The organism is Nonomuraea sp. NPDC003727 (assembly GCF_053586935.1).
On the sequence record NZ_JBSFNE010000008.1, the window covers coordinates 201,896 to 224,857 of the forward strand.

Genomic DNA, 22,962 nt, shown 5'->3' on the forward strand with positions numbered 1-22,962 from the left:
GGGTGATCGTGTCAAGGCGCGTTGCCGACACGACGATGATCAGAACGCCGCCGGGCCTGCCAGGCGTCGGTGTGGTCGTCGAGCGATCGGGTGAAGGCGTCCTGGACGGAGTCGAGGTGGTCGCGCAGCGCGTCCAGGTCGAAGGGAGCGGGAGCGTTCTCGCCCAGCGCCCGGTCGAGGAGTTCCCGGCAGCGCCGGGTCGCGTCGTCCTGAGTCGCCTGCACGGCCTGGGTGACCGACTCGGCGAGCGTCCCGCTGTCCATGCGCATCGCCCTCGGGTCCAGGCCCACCCGCAGCAGCCGCTTGTCACGGCCACCGAGTCATGGGAGCGGGATCTGGAGTACGCGCGGCGCAACTGGCGGACCGCCGAGGACCTGAACACCGCGAACGCCGCCGCGATCGGGCCGGGCCGGTGACGACCCCTCCCGGCTTCGGCCCACCACCCGCGGGCTTCGGCCCACCCGGCCCACCGTCCGGGGGCTTCGGGCCGCCGCCACCCGCGGGTTTCGGCCCACCCGTCCCGCCTGGCCACCCGTCGTCGCCCTTCCCCGCCCCGCGGCCCCGCCCCGTGCCGGGCCAGTACGGCCCGCCGCCCCCGTCGTCCGTCCCCAAGACGCCGTCGGCCGCCGTGCGGACCTGGCGGATCGCCTCGGGCATGAGCGTCATGGCGGTGGCGACCTACCTGCTCGTGGAAGGTGCGCAAGGCAACGAGGAGGCGATCAGGCAGGCCAAGACGAGCTGGATCAACGCCCTCGGCGGCACGCTCGGCGTCGAGGGGCAGATCATGCCGGGCATCGAGACCGTCCGCCGGGCGACGGACGGATGGGACGCCGCCGACCAGGACGCCTTCGAGGCCGCGCTCAACGCCTTCAACAGCCAGGTCGGCGCGTTGAAGACAGCGCTGGAGTATCTGGGCGAAGGGCTCGGCCACCTCGCCGGCGCCTACGCGGACTTCGACATGGCCCTGCGGCTGACGGGTGCCTCGCTCATCACCGCGCTCGCCGGGCTGATGATCGCCCGGCTGTTCCCCGCCACCGCCGCGACGGCGGCCTTCGGCGAGGCGGTGGCCGTCAGGACGGCGAACATCACGGTCATCGCGCTCCTCGGCCAGCTGGGCGCCTTCGTCTCCTACACCGCGACGAACCTGGCCCAGCTCCGCAGCGAGCTGTTGAACATCAAGACGGTCCTGCCCAGCGGGAGCGGGGCCATCTCCTTCGACTCGGCCAGGATCAGGACCGAGGGGCTGCCTCCCTTCCAGCGCCCGCCGGAGCGCCGGCCGGGCATGCCCCAGCGACTCCCTCCGGGAAGCGAGGACTTCGACTGGAACCTCCCGGACGACCGCTGACCGCTTCGGCGCCGGTGTCCGTCAAGAGCGGCTGGTCCGGTGAACGCTGCGAACCGCGGCGACATCCGGATGGGGGTGGAGCTCGGGCGCGTCCGCCGCCAGGGCGTTGAGGTCGCGCTTCACCCGCGAGGCGAACCCTCCTCCGAGCACGTACCTCGTCGGGGAAACCGCCTCATGGGCGCCGGCGAGAAGGCGGAGCGCGCCTCGGCTGGTGATCCCGGTGTGGCGCAGGTTGAGCAGGGCCAGCCGGTGCGGAGCGCCGGACAGCGCCTGCGCGATCAGGTCGGCGGCCGCGTCATCCAGGCGGTTGTCGGCGGCTCCCAGGTGCCGGGCCGCGGGGACACGGCCCAGATCGAGCGCCTCGATCCCGGCCTTGGCGGCAGCCGCGACGAGCTCGGCCAGCGCGGCCGGGCCGATACCGTTGCTGGCCGCCGACAGGCGACGCAACCGTCCCGGCCGCAGCGCGCGAACCAGGATGCCGGCTCCTGAGTCGCCCAGGCCGGCCGCGGAGACATGGAGCTCCTCGACGCCGTCGCAGGCGATCAGCCTGGCCAGTTCTGACGCGCCCTCAGGGCCGAGCCGGTTGCCGCTGACGAACAACCGCCCTGCGTGCCCTGTGGCAAGCAGACGGTCCACCAGAACGGCGAGTCCGGCCGCGTCCAGGCCTGTCTGGACCAGGTCGATCGTGCTCAGCCCCGTCCCTACGGCGTCGCCGACGATCCGCCCGCCGTCAGAGCCCAAGGAGTTGCGCTTGAGCCAGAGCCCGCGCACGATCCCGGGCGAGGCGATCAAACGGTCGGCGATGCGGCAGGCCCCTGCGGCGGTGATGGCGTTGCAGCCCAGGTACAGGGTCGATACGGCCGAGCCGACGGCTCCGGCCGCCGCGGTGTCGGCTCCTTCGTCGCCGAGTTCGTCGGTGCCCATCAGGAGGTGTCTGGTGGGGCCGCCGACCGGCATGGCGTCAGTGACAAGTCGCACGCCGTGCGGTCCGAGCGCCTGCTTGCACAGGTCCAGCCGCCCGTCGGGCATCGCCGTACCGACGGAGAAGTCGGTACGGCGCGTCACCGGCTCGCCACTGCGCAGCCACGCGAGCAGGTCGTTCACCATGGCGCCACCTGGTAGTCCTTGAGGAAGACCCCGTGGACAGGGTGACCCGCCTCGCCGCTCACGATCGGGTCGTAAACGCGGGACGCGCCGTCGATGACGTCCAGGGGGGTACGGCGGTCCAGCCGGTCCCTCACAGGCACGGGCTGCTCGTCGGTGATCCAGCCGGTGTCCACGCTGCAGAGGTGGACACCGTGGCGGGCCAGGTCCGCGGCGCTGGTGCGGGTCACCATGTTCAGGGCGGCCTTGGCCATGTTGGTGTGGGGGTGGCGGCCCGTCTTGTTGGCGACCGCGAACTGACCCTCCACCGCCGAGACGTTCACGATGTAGCGTCGCTCGGCGGGCGAGGCCATCAGGAGCGGAAGCAGCCGGTCGATCAGCAGGAACGGCGCGACCGCGTTGACGAGCTGCACCTCCAGCAGTTCCGCAGGGTCGACGGCACCGATCCTGGCCGACCAGGAGTTGGCGGGGGACAGGTCGGGGAGCAGCCCGGACACGTCCGGCAGGCCCGCGTCCCCTTCGGCGGCAGGGAGCACGGCGACACCGGGCAGCGCCTCGTGCAGCTCCCCTTCGACCAGCGCGCTGTAGGACGAAGCGGGGCGGCGGATGGTCTGGGCGGCGTTGTTGACCAGGATGTCCAGCGGGTCACCGGATTCCCGCAGCCGGTCGGTCAGCGCGATGACCTGTCGAGGGTCGCGCAGGTCGACGCCGATGATCTGCAGGCGCCCGGTCCAGTCACCGGCCGCGGCGAAACGACGGGCGGCGTCGTTGGGGAAGCGGGTGGTGATGGTGACGTGGGCGCCATCGTGGAGCATCTTGAGCGCGAGGTGGTGGCCGATCTTCACACGTCCACCCGTGATGAGCGCGCGCCGGCCGGTCAGGTCAGTGCGAGCCGTACGCCGGGCGGCGTTGGACGACGCGCACGCCGGGCACAGCAGATGGTAGAGGCCGTCCAGCCGGGTGTACCCCGTCTTGCAGATGTAGCAGGTGCGCGTTCTTCTCAGGTGACCCGTGGACGTCGTCGCCTCGACGGGCGCGTCGACGACTCGGCCGCGTGATCCCATGGCGGTCGTCGCCAGGACCTCAGCGTCAGCCTGTGCCGTGGCCCGTTCGCGTCTCCTGCGGCGGCGCCGCTGACCGTCACGCACCAGTGCCAGGGCCGCGTGTTCCAGAAGGAGGCGGTCGGGATCGTCGAGCGGAAGCTCACGCGCCTGTCCGAGCTGCCGCAACACGGCTGAGACGTCCACTACTCTCCTCCCGCGAGTGGGGCCGGCTGGATTCGAACCAGCGTCCTCCTCCATGCGATGGAGGCGCGACGGCCGACTGCGCTACGGGCCCCTTGCCAGGCGTGGGATCCAGCCGGATTCGAACCGGCGTCCTCCGCCCTGGCCAGGCGGCGCGACGGCCACTGCGCTATGGATCCCACCGGTGCAACCTACCGGTTGACGATCAGTCCGCCGGTACGGTGACGGCACGCATGTGAGGGTGCATGGGATGTCCAGCCCGCCCGCTGAGTGCCGCATTCGCCCCGACGAGGTGCGAATGCCGATCATTGTGATACCTTCGGCGTCGCCGTGCACCACTGCGAATTCAAGGAGGTGAGACCGATCAACACTGCGACAGGTCGGGGCTCCCTCCCTTGCATGGCCTAGGGAGCGCCCGCGCAAGGCATCCCGAAAGGCTTGAAACGCTGATGCGCTTCACCTCCCAGACATCGTCAGACGGTGTCACCGAGCAGTTCTTCACCCTCGACGAGATCCCCGGCGTGCTGTGGACACCGGAAGACGCCTGCAGTACTCGCCCCCTGATTCTGCTGGGTCACGGCGGCGGGCAGCACAAGACGGCCCCCGGCATCGTGTCCCGCGCGCGCCGCTACGCCGCCGAGGGTTTCGCGGTCGTCGCGATCGACGCGCCCAACCACGGCGACCGGCCCAGGGACGAGGAGTTCAACCGGATCGCGGCCGACATGCGGGCCGGCATGGCCGCCGGTGAGAATCCAGGCGCGCTGGTCGCCGGCATGCACAACCATCTGGCCGGCCAAGCCGTCGCGGACTGGCAGGCGGTCCTGACCGCGGTCCAGCGCCTCGACCACGTCGGTGTCGGCCCGGTGGGCTACTGCGGCATGTCGATGGGCTGCGGGCTCGGCATCCCGCTCATCGCCGCGGAGCCCCGGATCCGCGCCGCGGTGCTGGGCCTGCTCGGCGTGCACGGGCTGGCCGAAGACGCCGTGCGGATCACCGTACCGGTGCAGTTCCTGGTCCAGTGGGACGACCAGATGGTGCCGCGGGACCAGAGTCTGGCCTTGTTCGACGCCCTGGCCTCGGCTGAGAAGACGCTGCATGCCAACCCTGGCAAGCACGGGGACGTGCCGTCGTTCGAAGTGGAAAACTCGCTGGGGTTCTTCGTCCGGCAGCTGAGCTGACACGAGATCGCGGTGCCCGGCGCGCCGGCCGGAAGTCGTTCCCGGCCGGCGCGCTCGGTCCAGCCTGTTCGGCATGCCGAGCGTGGACACCGCGCAGAAGGGTCTTTTTGAAGGCACGCTACAAGAAGGTTTCCGTAGTGGTGCCATGGTCAGCGCTCGTGAGTGGACGATCGCCGCGGGGCGGCCGGGGGGTGGCCGGGGCTCCGGAGCGTGAGGACGGGCGTGCCGCGCGGGCGCGCGGCACCAGGGCCCGGATCGTGGCCGCGGCCACCGGGTTGTTCACCTCGACCGGCTACACGGTCACGAGCATCGGCGCCATCGCCGCCGCGGCCGGGGTGGGCGAGCAGACCGTCTACTACGCCTTCGGCACCAAGAGGGCCGTCCTCGCCGCGGCACTCGACCGGGCCGTGGCCGGCGACGACGAACCCAGGCCCACGCTCGAGCGACCATGGGCGCTCGACGCCCTGGCCGACCCCGACCCGTACGGCCAGCTCCGGGGGCAGGTCGCCGGCGCGGGAGACATCTACCTGCGGGCCGCTGCTCTGCTGGACGTCGTGCGCAGCGCCGCGACCACCGATCCCGATCTGGCCGAGGTGTGGTCGGCCAACATCCAGCAGCGGCTGGCCGTCCAACGGGTCTTCGTCGAGGCGCTGGCCCGCAAGACGCCGCTCCCCCAGGGCCTCACAGCGGACGAGGCCGCCGACGTGGCGATGGCGCTGCTGTCGCCGGAGACCTACAACCTGCTGGTGCGCGAGCGCGGCTGGGAGCACGCGCGGTGGCAGGAATGGGCCGTCACCGCCCTCACCGGCCTGCTCACCACGCTGCCCGCCGTCCCGCCCCCGCCCCCGCCCCCAGCCGACTGACCGGCGCGACCGAGGATCCGTACGGAGCCGGCCGTCGCCGGGTCGTCGTTTCCGTTCGTGTGCATCATCATCGCTGCGGTCGCCGCGGCGAGGCCCATCGCCAACCGCGACGGGGGCTCCGCTAGATGGCTACCACCGTGCGGAACGGCTAGCGGAACATGCCGCGCACCGTCCGCAGGACGGCGAAGCGCACCAGTTGCTTGAACAGTTGCTTGAACTGCTCCACTCTCGTCTGCTCGCAGCCGGACGGCGGGCAGGGCGGCGCGGTCACGTCAGCCCCCGAGGCGGGAGAAGCCGAGGCGGGAGAAGCCGAGGCAGGAGCAGCGGAGGCGGGGAAAGCCGAGGCGGGAGCGGCGGAGGCGGGAGCGGGAGCGGCTCCCGTGGGGCTCGACCCGGGCGCGGCACCGCTGATGCTCGACGAGGGCACGGCGCCGGTGACGTTCGACGAGGGCGCCGCACCGGTGCCGCTCGCCGGCGCGGCGGTGCCGCTCGATGCCGGGGTGGCGGCGGCGGGGGTGGTGCGTGCCCCTGGCGTGGCGGCGGTGGCGCTCGGCGCGGGCGCGGCGCCGGTCATGAACGGCACGGCGTGGGCGCCGGTGACGAGCGGCGCGGCGGCCAGGCCGAGCAGCGTGGCGGCGGCCACGGTGACGACGGCGCGCCGGAGGGCGGGCGTGCGACGCATGGATGTTCTCCCTCGATGACGGTCGGGCGGATCGAGGGGAGGGCGGCACCGCGGCCGCCTGCGGGGGTTCTACCGCCCGATCACCGCGCCGCAATCGCCGCCGTGGTGAAAATCGGGGTCAAGGGATCATGGCCGGCGCGCCCGGTCTGCCGTCCCGCGGGCGGCCGGGGTGGTGATCCGGCGGGACCGACGTGCATGCGTGCGGTCCCGCCCCGGTCTGCGGTCATCGACCAACCGGCCGCCACCTGCGGGTTTCGGTGGGGAAAGACCCAAGGAAGCTTTGCGTCGCAGGCCGCGCCGAGCCGTCGGCCCATGCCTACCCTGTGAAAGACAGAGCGCCTTTCGGCGCGGTCATAGGGACACTCGATCCGGCGATCCGGCCACGACACCGGCCCGCCCGATCCCCGGGAAGTGATCTGTTGATGCTCAAGCGCCTGCTCCTGATCACCGCGCTGGCGGCGCCGGTACTCGCCGTCGGGACGGCGGCCGGTCCGCTCGCCGCCGCTGATGTCACCGCCCCCGCGATCTCCGACCAGCAGGCCGTGGGCAGGACGTGCGTAGCCGGCCGACCGTGCGGCTCGCACGAGCGGTGGGCATGGAAAGGCGGGTGCCTGTACTGCGTCAGTGACGACGGGACGTGGCTCCTGCAGTCGTGCGACAAGAACTCGAAGCACTGACGAGTCCTCCCACCCCCGTGCGGTGGTCTAGGCTCCGGCTGTGCGAGATCACGAGGATGACCCGCGTCCCGCCCGCGGCGCGGTGAGGGAGATCTATTCGGTGGACCGGGCGGCGAGCCTGGCCTACTCCCCCGACCTGGACGGCATGGCCGACCCCGGCGAGATCGTGTGGGCGTGGGTGCCGTACGAGGAGGACGCCGCGCGGGGCAAGGACAGGCCGCTGCTGATCGTCGGCCGCCATGGTCGCAGGCTGCTCGGCATGATGCTGTCCAGCCGCGGCGACGACGGCCCGGAGTGGCTGGAGATCGGCTCGTGGGGCTCCGACGGCCGGGTGTCCTACCTGCGTCTCGACCGGGTGTTCGCGCTGGACGAGGACGACATCAGGCGGGAGGGGGCGGTCCTGCACCCTGACAGGTTCGCCGTGGTCGCCAAGGTGCTCATGCGGACCCACGGCTGGGCGGCCGACGGCTGACCCCAGCCGGGGCGGGACGGCGGGCCGGTCAGACCTGGCGCCATTCGGCGATGTCGCCGGGATCGTGCAGGCAGTAGTCGGGGGCGCCCTCCAGCGCCTTCTCCTCCCCGCCGGGCGTGTAGGTGACGATCAGCCGCAACGGCCGCCACGTCGTGTTGAACGTCGAGTGGAACGCTCCCGCCGGGATGTGCACGGTGTCGCCCTCCCTGATCGGGAATGGCTCCCCGTCGTCGACCATCTGCATCGCCTCGCCGGAGATGACATAGATGATCTCCTCGGCGTTGGGGTGGTTGTGCCGGGCGTGCCCCCGGCCCGGGTTGACGATGACCTCACCGAGCGTGCTGGCCGCCCCCGGGATCGCGGACGGCGTGACGAACCACTTGATGGACCCCCAGTCGAAGGTCATCGTCGGGACGTGGGACGGGCTCACGAGCATCTAGATCTCCAGATTCTTGAAGGCGGCCACCTGCCGCGTGATGGCGATCTCGGTGGGCAGCCGCTCGACGGACGAGGCGCCGAAGAAGCCGACGACCCCCTTGGTGCGCGACAGCACGTACGCGGCGTCGGCCGGCTCGGCGATCGGCCCGCCGTGGCACAGCACCAGGATGTCCGGCCTGACCGCCGCCGCGGCGTCGCGCATCTCCTGCACGGCGGCCACGGCCTCGTCGAGCGACAGGGCCGTGCCCGCGCCGATCGAGCCCTTCGTGGTGAGGCCGACGTGCGGCACCAGAACGTCGGCCCCCGCCTCGGCCATGGCGCGGGCCTGCGCGGCGTCGAAGACGTAGGGGGCGGTGACGAGGTCGCGTTCGTGCGCCAGCCGTACCATCTCGATCTCGAGGTCGAAGCCCATGCCGGTCTCCTCGAGGTTCTGCCGGAACACCCCGTCGTACAGGCCGACGGTGGGGAAGTTCTGCACGCCCGCGAAGCCCATCGCCTTGAGCGAGTCGAGGAAGCGCGGCATCACCCTGAACGGGTCGGTGCCGCAGACGCCCGCCAGCACGGGCGTGTCCTTGACCACGGGCAGCACCTCGCCCGCCATGTCGACGACGATCTGGTTGGCGTCGCCGTACGGCAGCAGCCCCGCCAGGGAGCCGCGCCCCGCCATCCGGTAGCGCCCCGAGTTGTAGATGATGATCAGGTCGACGCCGCCGGCCTCGGCGCACTTGGCCGACAGGCCCGTGCCCGCGCCGGCGCCGATCACCGGCCGGCCTTCGGAGACGGTACGGCGGAGCCGTTCGAGTACGGTCTGGCGGTTCATCCCTCACCCCTGATCAGGTCGTGCAGCCGGTCGGCCATCGCGCGGCCGAAGGCCGGGTCGTTGATGTGCAGGTCGAGCCGGGTCGTGTCCGGGTAGGCGGCCAGCGCGGCGAAGCAGGCGTCGTCGGCCTTCTGGTCGTGGAACGGCATGCCGGGCGCGTCGAGCGCGGAGACGCCGCGCAGCGGCACGAACAGCGCGGCCGGACCGGTCGCGGCGGCGAGCTTGGCGGCGACGCGGCGGCCCAGCTCGGCCATCTCCTCGGGAGTGGTGCGCATGAGTGTGACGGTCGGGTTGTGCACGTGGAAGTCGCGCCCCTCGAATCGCGGGGGCACCGTGTCGGCCGGCCCGAAGTTGACCATGTCGAGCGCGCCGGGGGCGACCACCTGCGGGATCGCGCGGCGTCCGGCCGCGGTCAGCCGGTCGGGCCCCGCCGACAGGACGCCGCCGACGAGGTCGTCGGCCAGTTCGGTGGTGGTGAGGTCGAGGACGCCGGCGAGCAGGCCGCTGTCGGCCAGGCCCTCCAGGGCCCTGCCGCCGGCGCCGGTGGCGTGGAAGACGAGCACCTCGTAGCCGAGCTCGGTGAGGCGTTCGCGGGCGGCGTCGACGGCGGGCGTGGTCACGCCGAACATCGACGCGGCAACCAGCGGCCTGTCGTCAGCCCGCGCCGTCCCGATCGCCGCCTTCGTGCCCGTGCCCGCCCCCGTGCCCGTTCCCATGCCTGTGCCCATGCGTGGGCCGCGCACCGCCGCCGCGGCCTCGGCCGCGGTGCGGGCGGCGTAGGCCGCCGCCATGCCCGCGATCCCCGCCGCCGCGTTGCCCAGGACCAGGCGTGAGACCCGGTTGATGCCCGCGATGTCGACCACGCTGTACATGATCGTGACGTCCTTCGCCCCGACATACGGCGAGACGTCCCCAGCGGCCATGGTGGACACGATCAGCTTCGGCAGCCCGATCGGCAGGTCCCTGACGGCCCGCGCGGCGATGGCCGACCCTCCGCTGCCACCCACGGCGAGCACGCCGTCGACGCGGCCCTCCTCATGCAGCTCGGCCAGCACCCGGGCGGCGCCCTCACCCATGGCGGTGACCGCCGCGCCCCGGTCGCCCGCCGCGCGCAGGGCGGCCACGTCGGCGCCCGCCGCGGCGGCGACACGCTCGTTGGAGATGTCCTCGGCCGAAGCGGAGGCGGGCGCGCCGAAGGCGCTGCCGGGGCCCGTGCTCTCCGGGCCGAGGCCCACGTCGACGACGATCGCCTCGGCGCCGAGGTCGGCCAGCCGCTCCCGCAGCCAGCCGTACTCGATGCCCTTGGTGTCGAGTGTGCCGATGAGTACCACTGCCATTCCGCGCACCTCCGCTCCGCGCCGCCCCCTCGGCCAACCTAACCCTTTTGAGATCATCGAGGTATGAGGATCACCGTGATCGGGAGCGGAATCGTCGGCGCGGCCGCCGCCTACCACCTGGCCCACCGCGGTGTGGCCGTGACCGTGGTCGACGCGGGCCGCCCCGGCGCCGCGACACCGGCGGGCGCGGGCATCGTGTGCCCGTGGATGGACCACGAGGACGACGAGGCCTGGTACCTGCTGGCCCGCGAGGGCGCGCGCCACTACACGGACCTGCCGCCGGCGGCGGGCGGCCACGCCCGGGTGGGCGCGCTGCTGGTGGCGCGGGACCGGGCGGAGCTCGAGCCGGTGCGCGCGCTGCTGGCCGCCAGGCGTGCCGGCGCGCCGGAGATGGGCGAGGTCACCGCGGTCGACCGGCCCGCCGAACTGTTCCCGCCGCTCGATCCCCGGCTGAAGGCGCTGCTGGTGCCGGGGGCGGCGCGCGTCGACGGGCGCGCGGTGCGCGACGGCCTGCTGACGGCCGCGGTACGGCGGGGCGCGGCCCCTACCTCCTGGGTTTCCCCGGAGGGCGGGTGGTGATGGGCGCGACGGTGGAGGAGGCCGGCTTCGATCCGCGGACCACGGTCGCGGGCGTGACCGAGGTGCTGTCCGGCGCGATGGCCGTGGCCCCCGGGCTGGGCGCCGCTACTCCGGTGGAGGCGCGGGTCGGGCTGCGTCCCGTCATGGCCGCGGGCCGGCCGCTGATCGCCAGGGTCGCCAACGGAGTGGTGGTCGCGACCGGCATGAGCGCCTACGGGCTGACCGCGGGCCCCTACGCGGGCCTGCTGGCCGCCACGCTCGCCATGGGCGAGAAGCCTCCGCTCGACCTGGCGCCCTACGGTCTATGATCGGTGACTCCCCCAGCGATCCGAGGGGGATGACGTGCGCGCTCTGGCGCTCGCTGCCGTGGCCTTCCTGCCGGCCGGGTGCGGGGCGCCCGCCCTGGTGCCGACGGCCGGAACGTCACCGCCGGTGATCGAGCCCGCCAAGCCCGGCGTCCGCCCGGAGACCCCTCGCGCCCAGTCCGCCCCGCGCCGCCGCCCCGACCACGCCCGTCCCGATCGCGCCCGGCTCGACCAGCCCCGCCTCGATCAGGCCAGTCCCGGCGTCCTGCCCGCCCTGCCCCTCCTGCCAGGTCTGCCCGGCCCAACCGGCCCGACCAGCCCCGCCAGCCCGACCGGCCCGATCAGCCCGACCGGCCTGACCAGCCCCGCCGGTCTGCTCGGCCTGTCCCTACCGCCGGGCCTGCGCCCTGACCGGCCCACCTGGCCCGGCCCCTCCCGCCAGTCCGGCCGGCACGGCCTGCGCGGCTGGCCCCGTCTGCCCGGCCGGTACGGCCTGCCTGGCCTGACCCGCATACCCGATCAGCCTCCCGTCCCGCCCGAACTGACCCACATGCCGGGCCAGCCTCCCGCCCTACCCGGACTGGCCCACATGCCGGGCCCGCTTCCCGCTCTACCCCGCATGCCCGATCGGCCTCCCGCCCCGCCCGGATTGAGCCGCATACCCGGCCGGCCTCTCGCCCTACCCCGCATGCCCGGCCGGCCTCTCTCCCTGCATGGCCTGTCCCGTCTCTCCGGTCTGTTCGGTCTGTCGGGCTTCGGAGCCGAAGCGAACGGCCTGCCCAGCAGCGATGTGGAGCCGTACGGCCGGGGTGGCCGCCGGTCCCTGCCGCCTGGCGGGAGTGGCCGCGAAGCCGTCCCGTACGGCCGGACCGCTCCCGAGGCCCAACCGTTCGGCCAGGTCGGGCGCAAGGTCGGGCCGTTCGGGCCGACCGGTCACGGGATCGCACCCTACGGCCCGAACCATCGTGAAGCCTCGCCGTTCGGGCCGACCGGTCACGGGATCGCACCGTACGACCCGATCCGTCGTGAGGCCGTGCCGTCCGACCCCACCGGACACTGGTTGGTGCCGTTCGGCCAGGTCGGGCGCGGGGTCGTCCCCCATGGCATGGCCGGTGCGGACGTGGGGCGCGCCGGGGCCGCTCGCGAGGAGGCCACGCCGTACGTCAGGGTGCCCAGGAGGGGCAGTGGCGCCTACCGGGTGGTCGCGGGCGGCGCCGCGCCGAGGAAGGGGCGCGGACCGGTGGTCCGCTACCTCGTGGAGGTGGAGGGCGGCCTCCCTTTCGCTCCCGCCGCGTTCGCCGCAACCGTGCACGCCACGCTGAACGACCCGCGCAGCTGGGGCAGGTTCCGCCGGGTCGACCACCCGCCGGTACGGCTGAGCGTCGCGCTGACCAGCCCGCTGACCACCGACGCGCAGTGCCTGCCGCTGCGTACCGGCGGCGAGCTGTCGTGCTGGAACGGCCGCAGGTCGGTCATCAACGCGTTGCGCTGGGCGGTCGGCGTCCCGTCCTATCGCGGCGATCTGACCGCCTACCGGCAGTACGTGATCAACCACGAGGTCGGGCACGGGCTCGGCCATTCCCACGCGCACTGTCCCGGCAGGGGGTTGCCCGCGCCGGTCATGGTGCAGCAGTCGAAGTCACTCGAACGCTGCCTGCCGAACCCGTGGCCGCGCCCGCCGGCGGGGAATGGTTGACCTGACGGGGTCCTCGGGCCCGAGGTTCTCCGACCTTGGGACGTGCGTGTCCTCCTCCCGGCCGTCCCGTGGGAGCGCTCCTGGCCGTCCCGTGGGAGCGCGGTCGAAGGGAGACTTTCATGATCGTCGTTGGTGTCGACGGTTCGCGCGCCGGTCTGGAGGCCGTCGCCTGGGCGGCGAACGAGGCCGCGCTGCGGGACGTGCCGCTGCGGGTGGTGCACGCCATCCACCGCTGGGCGGCCGAGGCGGGGCCCGGCCGTTACGCGGAGGTCGCGCAGTGGATGCGGCAGGGCGCCGAGACGGTGCTGGCCGCCGGTGTCGAGACGGCCCGCCGCCTGCAGCCGCAGCTGAAGGCGGAGGCGAAGATCCTGCCCGGTGATCCCCGCGAGGCGCTGATCCGCGAGAGCGAGCGGGCCGATCTGCTGGTGGTCGGCAACCACGGGCTGAGTGCCGTGCGCGGGCTGCTGGTGGGCTCCGTCGCCTACGGCGTGGCCGGGCACGCCGCCTGCCATGTCGTGGTCGTGCGGGAGAACCCGGCCGCCTCGAGCGGGGAGATCCTGGCCGGCCTCGACAGCTCCCCGCGCGGCGGGCCGGTGCTGGAGTTCGCGTTCGGGGAGGCGGCGCTGCGCGGGGCGGAGCTGCGCGTCCTGCACGTGTGGAGCAGGCACGAGGCCGGCGGCCGGATCCCGCCGTCGCGCGGGGGCGGCTCGGTCGAGGAGAGCCAGCTCAGGCAGCTGGAGGAGACGCTGGCCGGCCAGCGCGAACGCTATCCGGACGTCACCGTCATTCCCGAGGTCGTCAAGGGCCATCCAGTCGACGCGCTGACGGAGGCGGCGCGCGGCGCCGACCTGCTGGTGATCGGCTCGCGGGGGCGCGGCGGGCTGGCGGGGATGGTGCTCGGCTCGGTCTCCCACGCCCTGCTCCACCGCGCGCCGGGCCCGGTGGCGGTCGTCCGCACCCCGGCCTGACCCGGGCGGCGAACGGCCCCGCCGCGGGCGCGTCCACCCGCCCGCACCACCGGCGCGCCCCGATGGCCGGGCCACCCTGACCCTCCCCAGATGACAGCCGCGACCGCCCCCGGATCAACCGCGATGACCCTCGCCAGAGGGACAGCCGCGACCGCCTCCGAACCGACCGCGATGACCGTCGCCAGAGGGACAGCGGCGACCGCCTCCGGATCGACAGTGGCGGGCGTTCGCGCAGCTCGCCAGAGGTTTCGCGGATGGATCCCAACTTTGCGAAATTTCCGACATCTGTTTTCTTTCGGCCGTCTCGCCCTGGCGTACGGTCGGTAAACGGGGGACGTTCCAGCACGAGAATCAAGAAGCGCGCAACGTGGGGGAAGTGGTCCGCTATGGACCAGACGGTCCTGGCCTCCGTCTCGGAGGTCTTCGCACGCCGCGTAGAACCCGCTTGCGGCCTCGCCGACGAGGCCGAGAAGGTGGCACGTGCCTGTCACGCCATGGCGACGCGATTCCACGGCGGTGGCAGGCTCATCGTCTTCGGCAACGGGGAGTCCGCCACCGACGCCCAGCACATCGCGGTCGAGTTCGTGCATCCGGTGATCGTCGGCAAGCGCGCGCTGCCGTCGTTCTCGCTGACCGGCGACGTGGCCGCGATCACGGGGATCGCCGCCGAGGCCGGGTTCGACGAGGTCTTCGCCCACCAGCTCAGGCACCTGGCGGCGGGCCAGGACATGGCGCTGGGCGTCTCGCCGTTCGGGCACTGCGTGAACGTGCTGAAGGCGCTGGAGACCGCCAGGGAGCTCGGCATGCTGACCCTGGCCCTGGTGGGCGGCGACGGCGGGCAGATCGCCCGCAGCCCCTCGGTCGACCACCTCCTGATCGCCCGCTCCACCGATCCGCGGATCATCAAGGAGGTGCACGTCACCACGTACCACATCCTGTGGGAGCTGGTTCACGTGTTCTTCGAACAGCCTGGCGTGCTCGACCCTCAGGTGGTCGCATGAGCGCCGACGGGAGGGCCTGCCACGAGGAGGTGTGCGTCACCTGCTCCGACGAGGCGGTGCCGGTGACGGTGGTCAGGCTGCTGGAGGACGGCCTGGCCGTGGTGGACACCGGGCAGGGCACCGAGGAGGTGAGCGTGGCCCTGGTGACGGCCCGGGTCGGTGACACGGTCCTGGTGCACGCCAAGGAGGCCATCGCGGTGGTCATCGAGGAGGGCCCGACGTGAGTGAGCCGATGGAGTCGCTGTACCCGTTCCTCTACTCGGGCGGGAGCGATCTGGACGCCGTGCTGACCGCGGTGCGCCAGTCCACGGTCGACAAGGCAGGCGAGATCGTCGCCCTGCGCCAGAGCGTCCTCGAGCGCGACGGCGCCCGGATGGCCGCCTGCGCGCAGGTCATGGCCGCCGCCTTCGAGGCGGGGGCGCGGCTGTTCGCCTTCGGCAACGGGGGCAGCTCCACCGACGCCCAGGACGTGGCCGCCCTGTTCCTCAACCCGGGCTCGCTCGGCACGGGGCAGGCCGCCCGGCCGCTGCCCGCGTTCGCGCTGACCGCGGACGTGGCGGTGGTCACGGCGCTGTCGAACGACATCGGGTTCGAGGTGGTCTTCTCCCGGCAGCTGGCCGCCTCGGGCCGCGCGGGGGACATCGCGTTCGGGCTGTCGACGAGCGGCAACTCCCGCAACCTCATCGCCGGATTCCAGGAGGCGGACAGACGCGGCATGATCACCGTTGGGCTGGCCGGCTACGACGGCGGCCAGATGGCCGAGCTGGGCACGATCGACCACCTGTTCGTGGTCCCGTCGTCCTCGGTGCACCGCATCCAGGAGGCCCAGACCACGATCTACCATGCGCTCTGGGAGCTCACCCAGGACGCGCTCGGGCGGCGGGGCGCGGTGCCGCCGCCGCGTTCCAGCTGAACACCAGACCCGCGAGGTGGTGAGGCGCATGAGCGCGCCGACCGAGTCGCAAGAGACCACATCACAGGCACAGGAGGAGCCTCTCCTCCATATTCTGTGGATCAACGCGGGGTTGAGCTGCGACGGCGACTCCGTCGCGCTCACCGCTGCCACCCAGCCGAGCATCGAGGAGATCGCGCTCGGGGCCCTGCCAGGACTGCCGCGGATCGCCGTGCACTGGCCGCTGATCGACTTCGAGTGCGGCCCCATGCAGGGCGCCGACGTCTTCATCGAATGGTTCTACAAGGCCGACCGCGGCGAGCTGGACCCGTTCGTGCTGGTGGTGGAGGGCTCGATCCCCAACGAGTCGATCAAGAGCGAGGGTTACTGGTGCGGGTTCGGCAACAACCCTGAGACCGGTCAGCCGATGACCACCAGCGAGTGGCTGGACCGGCTCGCGCCCAAGGCGACGGCCATCCTGGCCGCGGGGACGTGCGCGACCTACGGCGGCATCCACGCGATGGCCGGCAACCCGACCGGCGCCATGGGCGTGGCCGACTACCTCGGCTGGGACTGGCGCTCGAAGGCCGGTCTGCCGATCGTCAACGTGCCCGGCTGCCCGGTCCACCCCGACAACCTGTCGGAGACCATCCTCTACCTGCTCTACCAGGTCGCCGGGCAGGCCCCGATGATCCCGCTGGACGAGGCGCTGCGCCCCACGTGGCTGTTCCAGCAGACGGTGCACGAGGGCTGCGACCGGGCCGGCTACTTCGAGCAGGGACAGTTCGCCACCGAGTACGGCTCGCCGAAGTGCCTGGTCAAGATCGGCTGCTGGGGTCCGGTGGTGAAGTGCAACGTCCCCAAGCGGGGCTGGATCAACGGCATCGGCGGCTGCCCCAACGTCGGCGGCATCTGCATCGCCTGCACGATGCCCGGCTTCCCCGACAAGTTCATGCCGTTCATGGACGAGCCGCCCGGAGCCAAGATCTCCTCGACGGCCAGCGAAGCCTACGGTGCGATGATCCGCACCCTGCGCCACGTCACCCAGCGCACCGTCGACAAGGAACCCAGGTGGCGCCGGAAGGGCCGCGAGCTGCTCACGGGCTACAAGGCCCCTTGGTAACCCCAGCGAGGCTGACATGACGACCACACCACAGCAGGCCGGCGAGGAACTCGTCGAGATGGCATGGGATCCGATCACCCGGATCGTCGGAAGCCTGGGCATCTACGCCAAGGTGGACTTCAGGAACCAGCGGGTCGCCGAGTGTTACAGCACCTCGTCGGTCTTCCGCGGCTACAGCATCTTCATGAAGGGCAAGGACCCCAGGGACGCGCACTTCATCACCAGCAGGATCTGCGGGATCTGCGGCGACAACCACGCGACCTGCTCGGTCTACAACCAGAACATGGCCTACGGGGTGCGGCCGCCGCACCTCGGCGAGTGGATCATCAATCTGGGCGAGTCGGCCGAGTACATGTTCGACCACAACATCTTCCAGGAGAACCTGGTCGGGGTCGACTACTGCGAGAAGATGGTCCGCGAGACCAATCCCGGCGTGCTGGAGCAGGCCGAACGCACCGAGGCGCCGCACGCGGGCGAGCACGGCTACCGGACCATCGCCGACATCATGCGCTCGCTGAACCCGCTCGAGGGCGAGTTCTACCGCGAGGCGCTGCAGGTCAGCCGTACCACGAGGGAGATGTTCTGCCTCATGGAGGGCAGGCACGTGCACCCCTCCACGCTCTACCCCGGCGGCGTCGGCACGGTGGCCACCGTGCAGCTGTTCACCGACTACCTGACCAGGCTCATGCGCTACGTGGAGTTCCTCAAGCGCGTGGTGCCCATGCACGACGACCTGTTCGACTTCTTCTACGAGGCCATCCCCGGCTACGAGCAGGTCGGCAGGCGGCGGGTGCTGCTGGGCTGCTGGGGCAGCCTCAACGACCCGGAGTACTGCGACTTCACCTACGAGAACATGAGCGACTGGGGCCGGCGCATGTTCGTGACCCCGGGCGTCGTCATGGACGGCAGGGTCGTCACCAACGACCTCGTCGACATCAACCTCGGGATCAGGATCCTGCTGGGCAGCTCGTACTACGACGACTGGGAGGACCAGGAGCCGTTCGTCACCCAGGACCCGCTGGGCAACCCGGTCGACATGCGGCATCCGTGGAACCAGCACACCATCCCGCATCCGCGCAAGCGCGACTTCACCGACAAGTACAGCTGGGTCATGTCGCCCCGCTGGTTCGACGGCAAGGAGATGCTCGCACTGGACACGGGGGGCGGCCCGCTCGCGAGGCTGTGGTCCACGGCGCTGTCCGGACTGGTCGACATCGGCTACGTCAAGGCCACGGGCCACAGCGTGCTCATCAACCTGCCGCGTTCCGCCACCAGGCCCGAGACGACCTTCGAGTGGAAGATCCCCGAGCGCGGCGGGGAGCTGTACTCCAACACCATCGAACGCAACCGGGCCAGGACGTACTTCCAGGCCTACGCCGCGGCGTGCGCGCTGTACTTCGTCGAGCAGGCGCTGGCCGAGGTGCGCGCCGGACACACCAAGACCTGGGCGCCGTTCACGGTGCCCGAGGAGGCGATCAGCTGCGGCTTCACCGAGGCGGTGCGGGGCGTCCTGTCCCACCACATGGTGATCAGGAACGGCAAGATCGCCAACTACCACCCCTATCCTCCGACGCCGTGGAACGCCAGCGTCCGCGACTCCTACGGCACGCCGGGGCCGTACGAGGACGCCGTGCAGAACACGCCGATCTTCGAGGAGAACGCGCCGGAGAACTTCAAGGGCATCGACATCATGCGGACGGTCCGCAGCTTCGACCCGTGCCTGCCGTGCGGGGTCCACATGTACCTGGGCGGCGGCAGGCAGTTGCGCAAGCTGCACAGCCCGCACGCCTTCGGCGGGTCCTGACGGGGTGGTGCGATGCCTGGGAGGATCGAGGCCGTCACGGCAGGCGAGCGGGTGGAGGTGCTGCTCGCCGAGCTGGGCGCGCTCAGCGACGAGGCCACCCGCGACAAGGCCGAGGAGCTGGTGCGGGTGCTGGTCGAGCTGTACGGCGCGGCGCTGGAGCGCATCATGGAGGTCGTCGCCGAGTCCGGGGAGGCCGAGACGCTTCGCCGGCTCGTCGCCGACGACCTCGTCTCCGGCCTGCTCGTGGTGCACGACCTCCACCCGCTGAGCACCGAGGAGCGGGTGCGGGCGGCTCTCGAGGGGGTCCGGCCCTACCTCGGCAGCCACGCGGGCGACGTGGAACTGATCGGCATCGAGGAGCCGGGCGTCGTACGGCTGCGCCTGGCGGGCACCTGCCACGGCTGTCCCTCCTCGCGGGTCACGGTGACGTCGGCGATCGAGCAGGCGATCGCCAGGGCGGCGCCGGAGGTGGCCCGCGTCGAGGTGGACGGCGTGGTCGAGCCGGGCGAGCAGCTGTACCAGATCCAGACGCACCCGCCGCCCGGACCCTGCCCGGTGCCGGAGGGGGCGCTGCCATGAGTACCGGGCTGCGGCGCTTCCGCGAGCCGCGCCCCGCCGGGGTTCCGGTCGCGGGCGAGCGCTGCGAGCTGTGCGCCGAACCGATCGACGCCGGGCACCGCCATGTGGTCAACGTGGAGAGCCGGGCCCTGATGTGCGCGTGCCGCGGCTGCTACCTGCTGTTCACAGTGCCGGGCGCGGCCATGGGCCGGTATCTGGCGGTGCCGGACCGTTACCTGTACGCGCCGCGCTTCACCATGTCCGTCGCCGACTGGGACGAGCTGCAGATCCCGGTGCGCATGGCGTTCTTCTTCCACAACTCGGCGCTGGGCCGTACGGTCGCCTTCTATCCGAGCCCCGGCGGGGCGACCGAGTCGCAGCTCTCCCTGCCGACGTGGGAGAGGATCATGGCGGCCAACCCCGCGCTGGCCGACGCCGCCCCCGATGTCGAGGCGCTGCTCGTGGACCGGCGGCCCGGCGGCTTCGTGTGCCACCTGGTACCCATCGACGCCTGCTACGAGCTGGTCGGCCTGGTCAGGACCACGTGGAAGGGCTTCGACGGCGGTCAGGAGGCCTGGCAGGCCATCGACGCCTTCTTCGGCGAGCTGCGGGCGCGCAGCCGCGAGGTGGGGACCGAGCATGGCTGACCTGGGTTTCACCTGCCTCGACGCCCGTGCCGACCGGTTCGCGGCGGCGCCGACGCTGCGTTTCCCGCTGCGCGTCAGCGAGGCGGGCGGCGGCGCGGTGCACGCCGTCGCGCTGCGCTGCCAGATCCGCATCGAGCCCCAGCGGCGCCGCTACTCCGCCGCCGAGGCCGAACTGCTCACCGATCTGTTCGGCGCGCCGTCGCGCTGGGGAGAGACGCTTCGGCCGCTGCAGTTCGCCACCGTCTCGCTCATGGTGCCGGGGTTCACCGGGTCGACGGAGGTCGATCTGCCGGTGCCGGTCTCCTACGACCTGGAGGTGGCGGCGGGCAAGTACTTCGCCGCGCTCGACGACGGCGAGATCCCGCTCCTGCTGCTCTTCAGCGGCACCGTCTTCGCCAGGACACCTACCGGCTTCGCGGTGGAGCAGGTGCCGTGGGACCGCGAGACCCGCCACCGGCTGCCCGTCGCGGTCTGGCGGGAGCTGATGGACCGCTACTTCCCCGGGGAGGGATGGCTGCGGCTGCGCACGGACACGCTGCGCGCCCTGCACCTGTTCAAGTCCGCCCACGCGCTGGCGACGTGGGACGACACCGTGGAGGCGCTGCTGGCGCGGGCGAAGGAGGCGACGTCGTGACCATGTCGATGCGGATCGCCCGTGAGGTCGCCGACGCGGTGCTCTACGAGGGGTACCTGCTCTACCCCTACCGGGCCTCGGCCACCAAGAACCAGGCGCGCTGGCAGTTCGGGGTGCTGGTGCCGCCGGCCTACACCGCGACGGCCGAGCACCCCGTCTGCCAGACCGAGTGCCTGCTCGAGGTGGCCCCCGGCGCCGAGGACGCCGTGGTGCGGATCGACCTGCGCTTCCTGCAGGTCCGCTCCAGGACCGTCGAGCGCGCCGAGGCCGGCGGGCACCGCCCCGTCCCCGCGCTCGAGATCGCCGGGCAGACCTACCTCACCTTCGACGAGGCCGTGGAGCGGGAGCGCGACACGGTGGTGGCGCTGGAGGAGGTGCTGGCCGCCGAGAGGACCTACGACGTGGGCCACCCGGGGGCGCGTGCGGTGGAGCCGCTGACTGGCCCCGGCGGCGAGCCGCTCGGCCGGATCGTGCGTGAGGACCGGCGTCTCGACGCCGTGCTGCGGGTGCGGGCCGAGCGGGTGGACGGGCCGTATGGGCTGGTGAGGCTGCGCGTGCGGGTCGAGAACACCACGGAGTGGGACGATCCCGACGCCTCCAGGGACGACGCGCTGCACTGCTCGCTGATCGCCGCGCACACGCTGCTCGAGGCCGGGTCGGCGGCGTTCGTGTCCCTGCTCGACCCGCCCGCCTGGGCGGCGGCCGCGGCGGCGGCGTGCGAGAACCTGCGCACCTGGCCGGTGCTGGCCGGCGAGCCCGGACGGCGTGACGTGATGCTGTCCGCGCCGATCATCCTGTACGACCACCCGTCCATCGCGCGGGAGAGCCCGGGCGACCTGTTCGACGCGACCGAGATCGACGAGTTGCTCAGCCTGCGCACGCTCGCCCTCACCGATGCGGAGAAGCGCGAGGCCAGGGCCACCGACCCGAGGGCCGCCGAGATCATCGACCGGGTGGGCGACCTCCCGGCGGAGGTGCTCGAACGGCTCCACGGCGCCGTCCACCGGCTGCATCCGGCCGCGCAGGCCGCTCCGCCGTGGTGGGATCCGGGCTCCGACCGGTCGGTCTCGCCCGAGAGCGACAGCGTCGTGGTCGACGGGGTGACCCTCGCCAGGGGCAGCGCCGTGCGCCTGCTGCCGGCGCGCGGCGGCTCGCGCGCCCGCCGGGCCGACGCCCACGACATGTTCCTGGCCGGGCGGCGGGCGACGGTCGAGGCGGTGTTCCTCGACGTGGACGGCGAGCGCCACCTGGCGGTGACGCTGGACGACGATCCGGGCGCCGACCTGCTGCGCGAGCAGGGCCGGTTCCTCTACTTCGCGCCCGACGAGGTGGAGCCCCTGACGGGCGGGCAGGAGGGCGGATGAGCCGGAAGGTCCTGGTCGCGGGGGTCGGCAACGTCTTCCTCGGTGACGACGGCTTCGGCGTCGAGGTCGCCAGGCGGCTGCTGTCGGAGGGCGGTCTGCCGGCCGAGGCGGTCGTGGCCGACTTCGGGATCCGCGGCGTGCACCTGGCCTACGAGCTGCTCTCCGGCTACGACGAGATGATCATGATCGACGCGCTGCCGATGGACGAGCCGCCGGGAACGCTGGCGGTCCTGGAGCCAGCGCTCGACGAGCACGGGCCCGCCGACGACGTGCTCGCCCGGGCGGCTCTCGCCGACGCCCACGGCATGACCCCCGAGGCGATCTTCGGCCTGATGCGGGCCTACGGGGTCACGATCGGCCGCGTGGTCATCGTCGGCTGCCAGCCCGCCGACGTCTCACCTGGCATGGAGCTGAGCGAGGCGGTCGCGCGAGCGGTGCCGCGCGCCGCCGGGCTGGTGCGCGAACTTTTCGGACCGCGACAGGAAGGAAGGCCCGACGATGCTGAAGCGTCTGCTGATCGTGCTGTGCGTGGCCGTGCTGGCCGTGCTGGTGTGGCAGTCGATACCCGACATCAAGCGCTACCTCCACATCAGGGGGATGTGAGCCGTGCATGAGTTCGGGATCGCCGCCTCGGTGCTCGACGCCGTGGAACGCCGGGCCGTCGGGCGACGGGTGGCACACGTCAAGGTCCGCGCCGGCGCGCTGCTGCGCATCACCGGGCCGGCGCTCGACCAGGCCTTCTCCCTCGTCGCCCAGGGGACGGTCGCCGACGGCGCCACGATCGACCTGATCGTGGTGCCCGTCCAGCTCACCTGCAGGACCTGCGGGCGCCAGGAGGAGACGGCCGACGCGCTGGCCGTGTGCGGCGGCTGCGGCGGCGACGACGTCGACCTGCGCGGCGGCGACGCCCTGGTCCTCGAATCGATCCAGATGGCGGAGGGACACCATGTGCCTGGGAATCCCCGGTGAGATCGTGGAGATCCTGCCGGACCACGCCGACCTGGCCAAGGTCGACGTGAGCGGGGTACGGCGGGCCGTCAACATCGGCCTGCTGGAGAACGAGCGGCTCCAGCCCGGCGACTGGATCCTCATCCATGTCGGCTTCGCGCTGTCGAAGATCGACGAAGAGGAGGCCAGGGCCGCGCTGGACTTCCTGGAGGGCATCGGCCAGGCCTACGACGACGAGCTGGCGGCGCTTCGAACGTCATCGATCGACCGGGGGTGAGGCGCG

At 72.3% G+C, this 22,962-nt stretch carries 28 protein-coding genes and 2 tRNA genes; 21 read left to right on the forward strand and 9 right to left on the reverse strand.

All coding sequences use genetic code 11. The annotated features are described in order from the left end of the window. Positions 1-11 precede the first annotated feature (11 nt). Positions 12-263 (reverse strand): hypothetical protein, encoded by a 252-nt coding sequence (locus ACWDLG_RS21765; RefSeq protein ID WP_449922461.1) that lies wholly within the window; start codon positions 261-263, stop codon positions 12-14. 305 nt (positions 264-568) lie between these two features. Between ACWDLG_RS21765 and ACWDLG_RS21770 the strand changes: the two genes are divergently transcribed. Further along, positions 569-1,345: a WXG100 family type VII secretion target gene (locus ACWDLG_RS21770; protein WP_449922463.1), complete on the forward strand. Its 777-nt coding sequence runs from the start codon at positions 569-571 to the stop codon at positions 1,343-1,345. 21 nt (positions 1,346-1,366) lie between these two features. On the opposite strand, the gene ACWDLG_RS21775 is transcribed toward ACWDLG_RS21770, so the two are convergent. From ACWDLG_RS21775 to ACWDLG_RS21790, 4 genes are all read right to left on the reverse strand, one after another. Continuing rightward, positions 1,367-2,452 carry a ribonuclease inhibitor gene (locus ACWDLG_RS21775; protein ID WP_449922465.1) on the reverse strand — a complete coding sequence of 362 codons (1,086 nt, stop codon included), beginning with the start codon at positions 2,450-2,452 and terminating at the stop codon, positions 1,367-1,369. Continuing rightward, complete coding sequence (locus ACWDLG_RS21780; protein ID WP_449922467.1) at positions 2,446-3,696, reverse strand: SDR family NAD(P)-dependent oxidoreductase; 1,251 nt, start codon at positions 3,694-3,696, stop codon at positions 2,446-2,448. Before ACWDLG_RS21780 ends, ACWDLG_RS21775 begins: the two co-directional genes overlap by 7 nt. 17 nt (positions 3,697-3,713) lie before the next feature. After that, positions 3,714-3,788, reverse strand: a tRNA-Ala gene (locus tag ACWDLG_RS21785). 11 nt (positions 3,789-3,799) lie between these two features. Further along, positions 3,800-3,872, reverse strand: a tRNA-Gly gene (locus tag ACWDLG_RS21790). 270 nt (positions 3,873-4,142) lie between these two features. On the opposite strand from ACWDLG_RS21790, the gene ACWDLG_RS21795 reads away from it, so the two are divergent. Next, a complete protein-coding gene (locus tag ACWDLG_RS21795; protein ID WP_449922469.1) occupies positions 4,143-4,871 on the forward strand; it encodes a dienelactone hydrolase family protein in 729 nt (242 codons plus the stop codon). Positions 4,872-5,029: 158 nt separating this feature from the next. Further along, positions 5,030-5,734: a TetR/AcrR family transcriptional regulator gene (locus ACWDLG_RS21800; protein WP_449922471.1), complete on the forward strand. Its 705-nt coding sequence runs from the start codon at positions 5,030-5,032 to the stop codon at positions 5,732-5,734. A 148-nt stretch (positions 5,735-5,882) separates the two neighbouring features. Here the strand turns inward: ACWDLG_RS21800 and ACWDLG_RS21805 are convergent, their stop codons facing one another. Next, the gene (locus tag ACWDLG_RS21805) at positions 5,883-6,416 is read right to left on the reverse strand and encodes a hypothetical protein (protein WP_449922473.1); all 534 of its coding nucleotides are present in this window, start codon (positions 6,414-6,416) and stop codon (positions 5,883-5,885) included. Between the two features lie 422 nt (positions 6,417-6,838). Between ACWDLG_RS21805 and ACWDLG_RS21810 the strand changes: the two genes are divergently transcribed. After that, positions 6,839-7,093, forward strand: a complete 255-nt coding sequence (locus tag ACWDLG_RS21810) for a hypothetical protein (RefSeq protein WP_449922475.1) — start codon at positions 6,839-6,841, stop codon at positions 7,091-7,093. Between the two features lie 40 nt (positions 7,094-7,133). Next, a complete protein-coding gene (locus ACWDLG_RS21815; protein ID WP_449922476.1) occupies positions 7,134-7,565 on the forward strand; it encodes a type II toxin-antitoxin system PemK/MazF family toxin in 432 nt (143 codons plus the stop codon). A 28-nt stretch (positions 7,566-7,593) separates the two neighbouring features. On the opposite strand, the gene ACWDLG_RS21820 is transcribed toward ACWDLG_RS21815, so the two are convergent. The 3 genes from ACWDLG_RS21820 to ACWDLG_RS21830 are packed head-to-tail and all read right to left on the reverse strand — an operon-like array spanning position 7,594 to position 10,160. Next, positions 7,594-8,001, reverse strand: a complete 408-nt coding sequence (locus ACWDLG_RS21820; protein ID WP_449922477.1) for a cupin domain-containing protein — start codon at positions 7,999-8,001, stop codon at positions 7,594-7,596. Further along, positions 8,002-8,823 carry a phosphoenolpyruvate hydrolase family protein gene (locus tag ACWDLG_RS21825; RefSeq protein WP_354922272.1) on the reverse strand — a complete coding sequence of 274 codons (822 nt, stop codon included), beginning with the start codon at positions 8,821-8,823 and terminating at the stop codon, positions 8,002-8,004. Further along, a complete protein-coding gene (locus ACWDLG_RS21830) occupies positions 8,820-10,160 on the reverse strand; it encodes a Tm-1-like ATP-binding domain-containing protein (RefSeq protein WP_449922480.1) in 1,341 nt (446 codons plus the stop codon). Before ACWDLG_RS21830 ends, ACWDLG_RS21825 begins: the two co-directional genes overlap by 4 nt. Before the next feature lie 63 nt (positions 10,161-10,223). Here ACWDLG_RS21830 and ACWDLG_RS21835 point away from each other — a divergent pair, with 63 nt between their 5' ends. From ACWDLG_RS21835 to ACWDLG_RS21910, 16 genes are all read left to right on the forward strand, one after another. Further along, a complete protein-coding gene (locus tag ACWDLG_RS21835) occupies positions 10,224-10,739 on the forward strand; it encodes an NAD(P)/FAD-dependent oxidoreductase (protein WP_449922482.1) in 516 nt (171 codons plus the stop codon). Further along, a complete protein-coding gene (locus tag ACWDLG_RS21840; RefSeq protein WP_449922483.1) occupies positions 10,739-11,047 on the forward strand; it encodes an NAD(P)/FAD-dependent oxidoreductase in 309 nt (102 codons plus the stop codon). Before ACWDLG_RS21835 ends, ACWDLG_RS21840 begins: the two co-directional genes overlap by 1 nt. Positions 11,048-11,081: 34 nt before the next feature. After that, positions 11,082-12,740: a DUF3152 domain-containing protein gene (locus ACWDLG_RS21845; protein WP_449922485.1), complete on the forward strand. Its 1,659-nt coding sequence runs from the start codon at positions 11,082-11,084 to the stop codon at positions 12,738-12,740. Between the two features lie 119 nt (positions 12,741-12,859). Further along, positions 12,860-13,708, forward strand: coding sequence for a universal stress protein (locus tag ACWDLG_RS21850; RefSeq protein WP_449922487.1), 849 nt, complete (start codon positions 12,860-12,862; stop codon positions 13,706-13,708). Between the two features lie 386 nt (positions 13,709-14,094). Continuing rightward, positions 14,095-14,709, forward strand: coding sequence for a D-sedoheptulose-7-phosphate isomerase (locus ACWDLG_RS21855; protein ID WP_449922489.1), 615 nt, complete (start codon positions 14,095-14,097; stop codon positions 14,707-14,709). Then, complete coding sequence (locus ACWDLG_RS21860) at positions 14,706-14,933, forward strand: HypC/HybG/HupF family hydrogenase formation chaperone (protein WP_449922491.1); 228 nt, start codon at positions 14,706-14,708, stop codon at positions 14,931-14,933. The genes ACWDLG_RS21855 and ACWDLG_RS21860 overlap by 4 nt, the downstream gene beginning before the upstream one ends. Beyond that, positions 14,930-15,622: a D-sedoheptulose-7-phosphate isomerase gene (locus tag ACWDLG_RS21865; protein WP_449922493.1), complete on the forward strand. Its 693-nt coding sequence runs from the start codon at positions 14,930-14,932 to the stop codon at positions 15,620-15,622. Before ACWDLG_RS21860 ends, ACWDLG_RS21865 begins: the two co-directional genes overlap by 4 nt. A 28-nt stretch (positions 15,623-15,650) precedes the next feature. After that, entirely contained in the window at positions 15,651-16,724 is a 1,074-nt protein-coding gene (locus ACWDLG_RS21870) for an NADH-quinone oxidoreductase subunit B family protein (protein WP_449922495.1), read from the forward strand. A 16-nt stretch (positions 16,725-16,740) separates the two neighbouring features. Continuing rightward, positions 16,741-18,528 (forward strand): nickel-dependent hydrogenase large subunit, encoded by a 1,788-nt coding sequence (locus ACWDLG_RS21875; protein WP_449922497.1) that lies wholly within the window; start codon positions 16,741-16,743, stop codon positions 18,526-18,528. Between the two features lie 12 nt (positions 18,529-18,540). Then, entirely contained in the window at positions 18,541-19,107 is a 567-nt protein-coding gene (locus tag ACWDLG_RS21880) for a NifU family protein (protein ID WP_449922498.1), read from the forward strand. Further along, a complete protein-coding gene (locus tag ACWDLG_RS21885; protein ID WP_449922499.1) occupies positions 19,104-19,733 on the forward strand; it encodes a DUF5947 family protein in 630 nt (209 codons plus the stop codon). The genes ACWDLG_RS21880 and ACWDLG_RS21885 overlap by 4 nt, the downstream gene beginning before the upstream one ends. Then, entirely contained in the window at positions 19,726-20,367 is a 642-nt protein-coding gene (locus ACWDLG_RS21890) for a DUF6084 family protein (protein WP_449922501.1), read from the forward strand. Before ACWDLG_RS21885 ends, ACWDLG_RS21890 begins: the two co-directional genes overlap by 8 nt. A 2-nt stretch (positions 20,368-20,369) precedes the next feature. After that, positions 20,370-21,731, forward strand: coding sequence for a hypothetical protein (locus ACWDLG_RS21895; RefSeq protein ID WP_449922823.1), 1,362 nt, complete (start codon positions 20,370-20,372; stop codon positions 21,729-21,731). Next, entirely contained in the window at positions 21,728-22,345 is a 618-nt protein-coding gene (locus ACWDLG_RS21900) for a hydrogenase maturation protease (RefSeq protein WP_449922503.1), read from the forward strand. Before ACWDLG_RS21895 ends, ACWDLG_RS21900 begins: the two co-directional genes overlap by 4 nt. Beyond that, the gene (locus ACWDLG_RS21905) at positions 22,338-22,700 is read left to right on the forward strand and encodes a hydrogenase maturation nickel metallochaperone HypA/HybF (RefSeq protein ID WP_449922505.1); all 363 of its coding nucleotides are present in this window, start codon (positions 22,338-22,340) and stop codon (positions 22,698-22,700) included. The genes ACWDLG_RS21900 and ACWDLG_RS21905 overlap by 8 nt, the downstream gene beginning before the upstream one ends. After that, positions 22,678-22,956, forward strand: a complete 279-nt coding sequence (locus ACWDLG_RS21910; RefSeq protein ID WP_449922507.1) for a HypC/HybG/HupF family hydrogenase formation chaperone — start codon at positions 22,678-22,680, stop codon at positions 22,954-22,956. Before ACWDLG_RS21905 ends, ACWDLG_RS21910 begins: the two co-directional genes overlap by 23 nt. Positions 22,957-22,962 lie beyond the last annotated feature (6 nt).

Excerpts from the sequence above, each read along its gene's own strand:
- ACWDLG_RS21765 (WP_449922461.1), bottom strand. The coding sequence starts at position 263 with ATGGACAGCGGGACGCTCGCCGAGTCGGTCACCCAGGCCGTGCAGGCG.
- ACWDLG_RS21775 (WP_449922465.1), bottom strand. The coding sequence starts at position 2,452 with ATGGTGAACGACCTGCTCGCGTGGCTGCGCAGTGGCGAGCCGGTGACG.
- ACWDLG_RS21795 (WP_449922469.1), top strand. The coding sequence starts at position 4,143 with ATGCGCTTCACCTCCCAGACATCGTCAGACGGTGTCACCGAGCAGTTC.
- ACWDLG_RS21805 (WP_449922473.1), bottom strand. The coding sequence starts at position 6,416 with ATGCGTCGCACGCCCGCCCTCCGGCGCGCCGTCGTCACCGTGGCCGCC.
- ACWDLG_RS21810 (WP_449922475.1), top strand. The coding sequence starts at position 6,839 with ATGCTCAAGCGCCTGCTCCTGATCACCGCGCTGGCGGCGCCGGTACTC.
- ACWDLG_RS21820 (WP_449922477.1), bottom strand. The coding sequence starts at position 8,001 with ATGCTCGTGAGCCCGTCCCACGTCCCGACGATGACCTTCGACTGGGGG.
- ACWDLG_RS21825 (WP_354922272.1), bottom strand. The coding sequence starts at position 8,823 with ATGAACCGCCAGACCGTACTCGAACGGCTCCGCCGTACCGTCTCCGAA.
- ACWDLG_RS21830 (WP_449922480.1), bottom strand. The coding sequence starts at position 10,160 with ATGGCAGTGGTACTCATCGGCACACTCGACACCAAGGGCATCGAGTAC.
- ACWDLG_RS21835 (WP_449922482.1), top strand. The coding sequence starts at position 10,224 with ATGAGGATCACCGTGATCGGGAGCGGAATCGTCGGCGCGGCCGCCGCC.
- ACWDLG_RS21840 (WP_449922483.1), top strand. The coding sequence starts at position 10,739 with ATGGGCGCGACGGTGGAGGAGGCCGGCTTCGATCCGCGGACCACGGTC.
- ACWDLG_RS21850 (WP_449922487.1), top strand. The coding sequence starts at position 12,860 with ATGATCGTCGTTGGTGTCGACGGTTCGCGCGCCGGTCTGGAGGCCGTC.
- ACWDLG_RS21855 (WP_449922489.1), top strand. The coding sequence starts at position 14,095 with ATGGACCAGACGGTCCTGGCCTCCGTCTCGGAGGTCTTCGCACGCCGC.
- ACWDLG_RS21860 (WP_449922491.1), top strand. The coding sequence starts at position 14,706 with ATGAGCGCCGACGGGAGGGCCTGCCACGAGGAGGTGTGCGTCACCTGC.
- ACWDLG_RS21870 (WP_449922495.1), top strand. The coding sequence starts at position 15,651 with ATGAGCGCGCCGACCGAGTCGCAAGAGACCACATCACAGGCACAGGAG.
- ACWDLG_RS21875 (WP_449922497.1), top strand. The coding sequence starts at position 16,741 with ATGACGACCACACCACAGCAGGCCGGCGAGGAACTCGTCGAGATGGCA.
- ACWDLG_RS21880 (WP_449922498.1), top strand. The coding sequence starts at position 18,541 with ATGCCTGGGAGGATCGAGGCCGTCACGGCAGGCGAGCGGGTGGAGGTG.
- ACWDLG_RS21885 (WP_449922499.1), top strand. The coding sequence starts at position 19,104 with ATGAGTACCGGGCTGCGGCGCTTCCGCGAGCCGCGCCCCGCCGGGGTT.
- ACWDLG_RS21890 (WP_449922501.1), top strand. The coding sequence starts at position 19,726 with ATGGCTGACCTGGGTTTCACCTGCCTCGACGCCCGTGCCGACCGGTTC.
- ACWDLG_RS21895 (WP_449922823.1), top strand. The coding sequence starts at position 20,370 with ATGTCGATGCGGATCGCCCGTGAGGTCGCCGACGCGGTGCTCTACGAG.
- ACWDLG_RS21900 (WP_449922503.1), top strand. The coding sequence starts at position 21,728 with ATGAGCCGGAAGGTCCTGGTCGCGGGGGTCGGCAACGTCTTCCTCGGT.
- ACWDLG_RS21910 (WP_449922507.1), top strand. The coding sequence starts at position 22,678 with ATGTGCCTGGGAATCCCCGGTGAGATCGTGGAGATCCTGCCGGACCAC.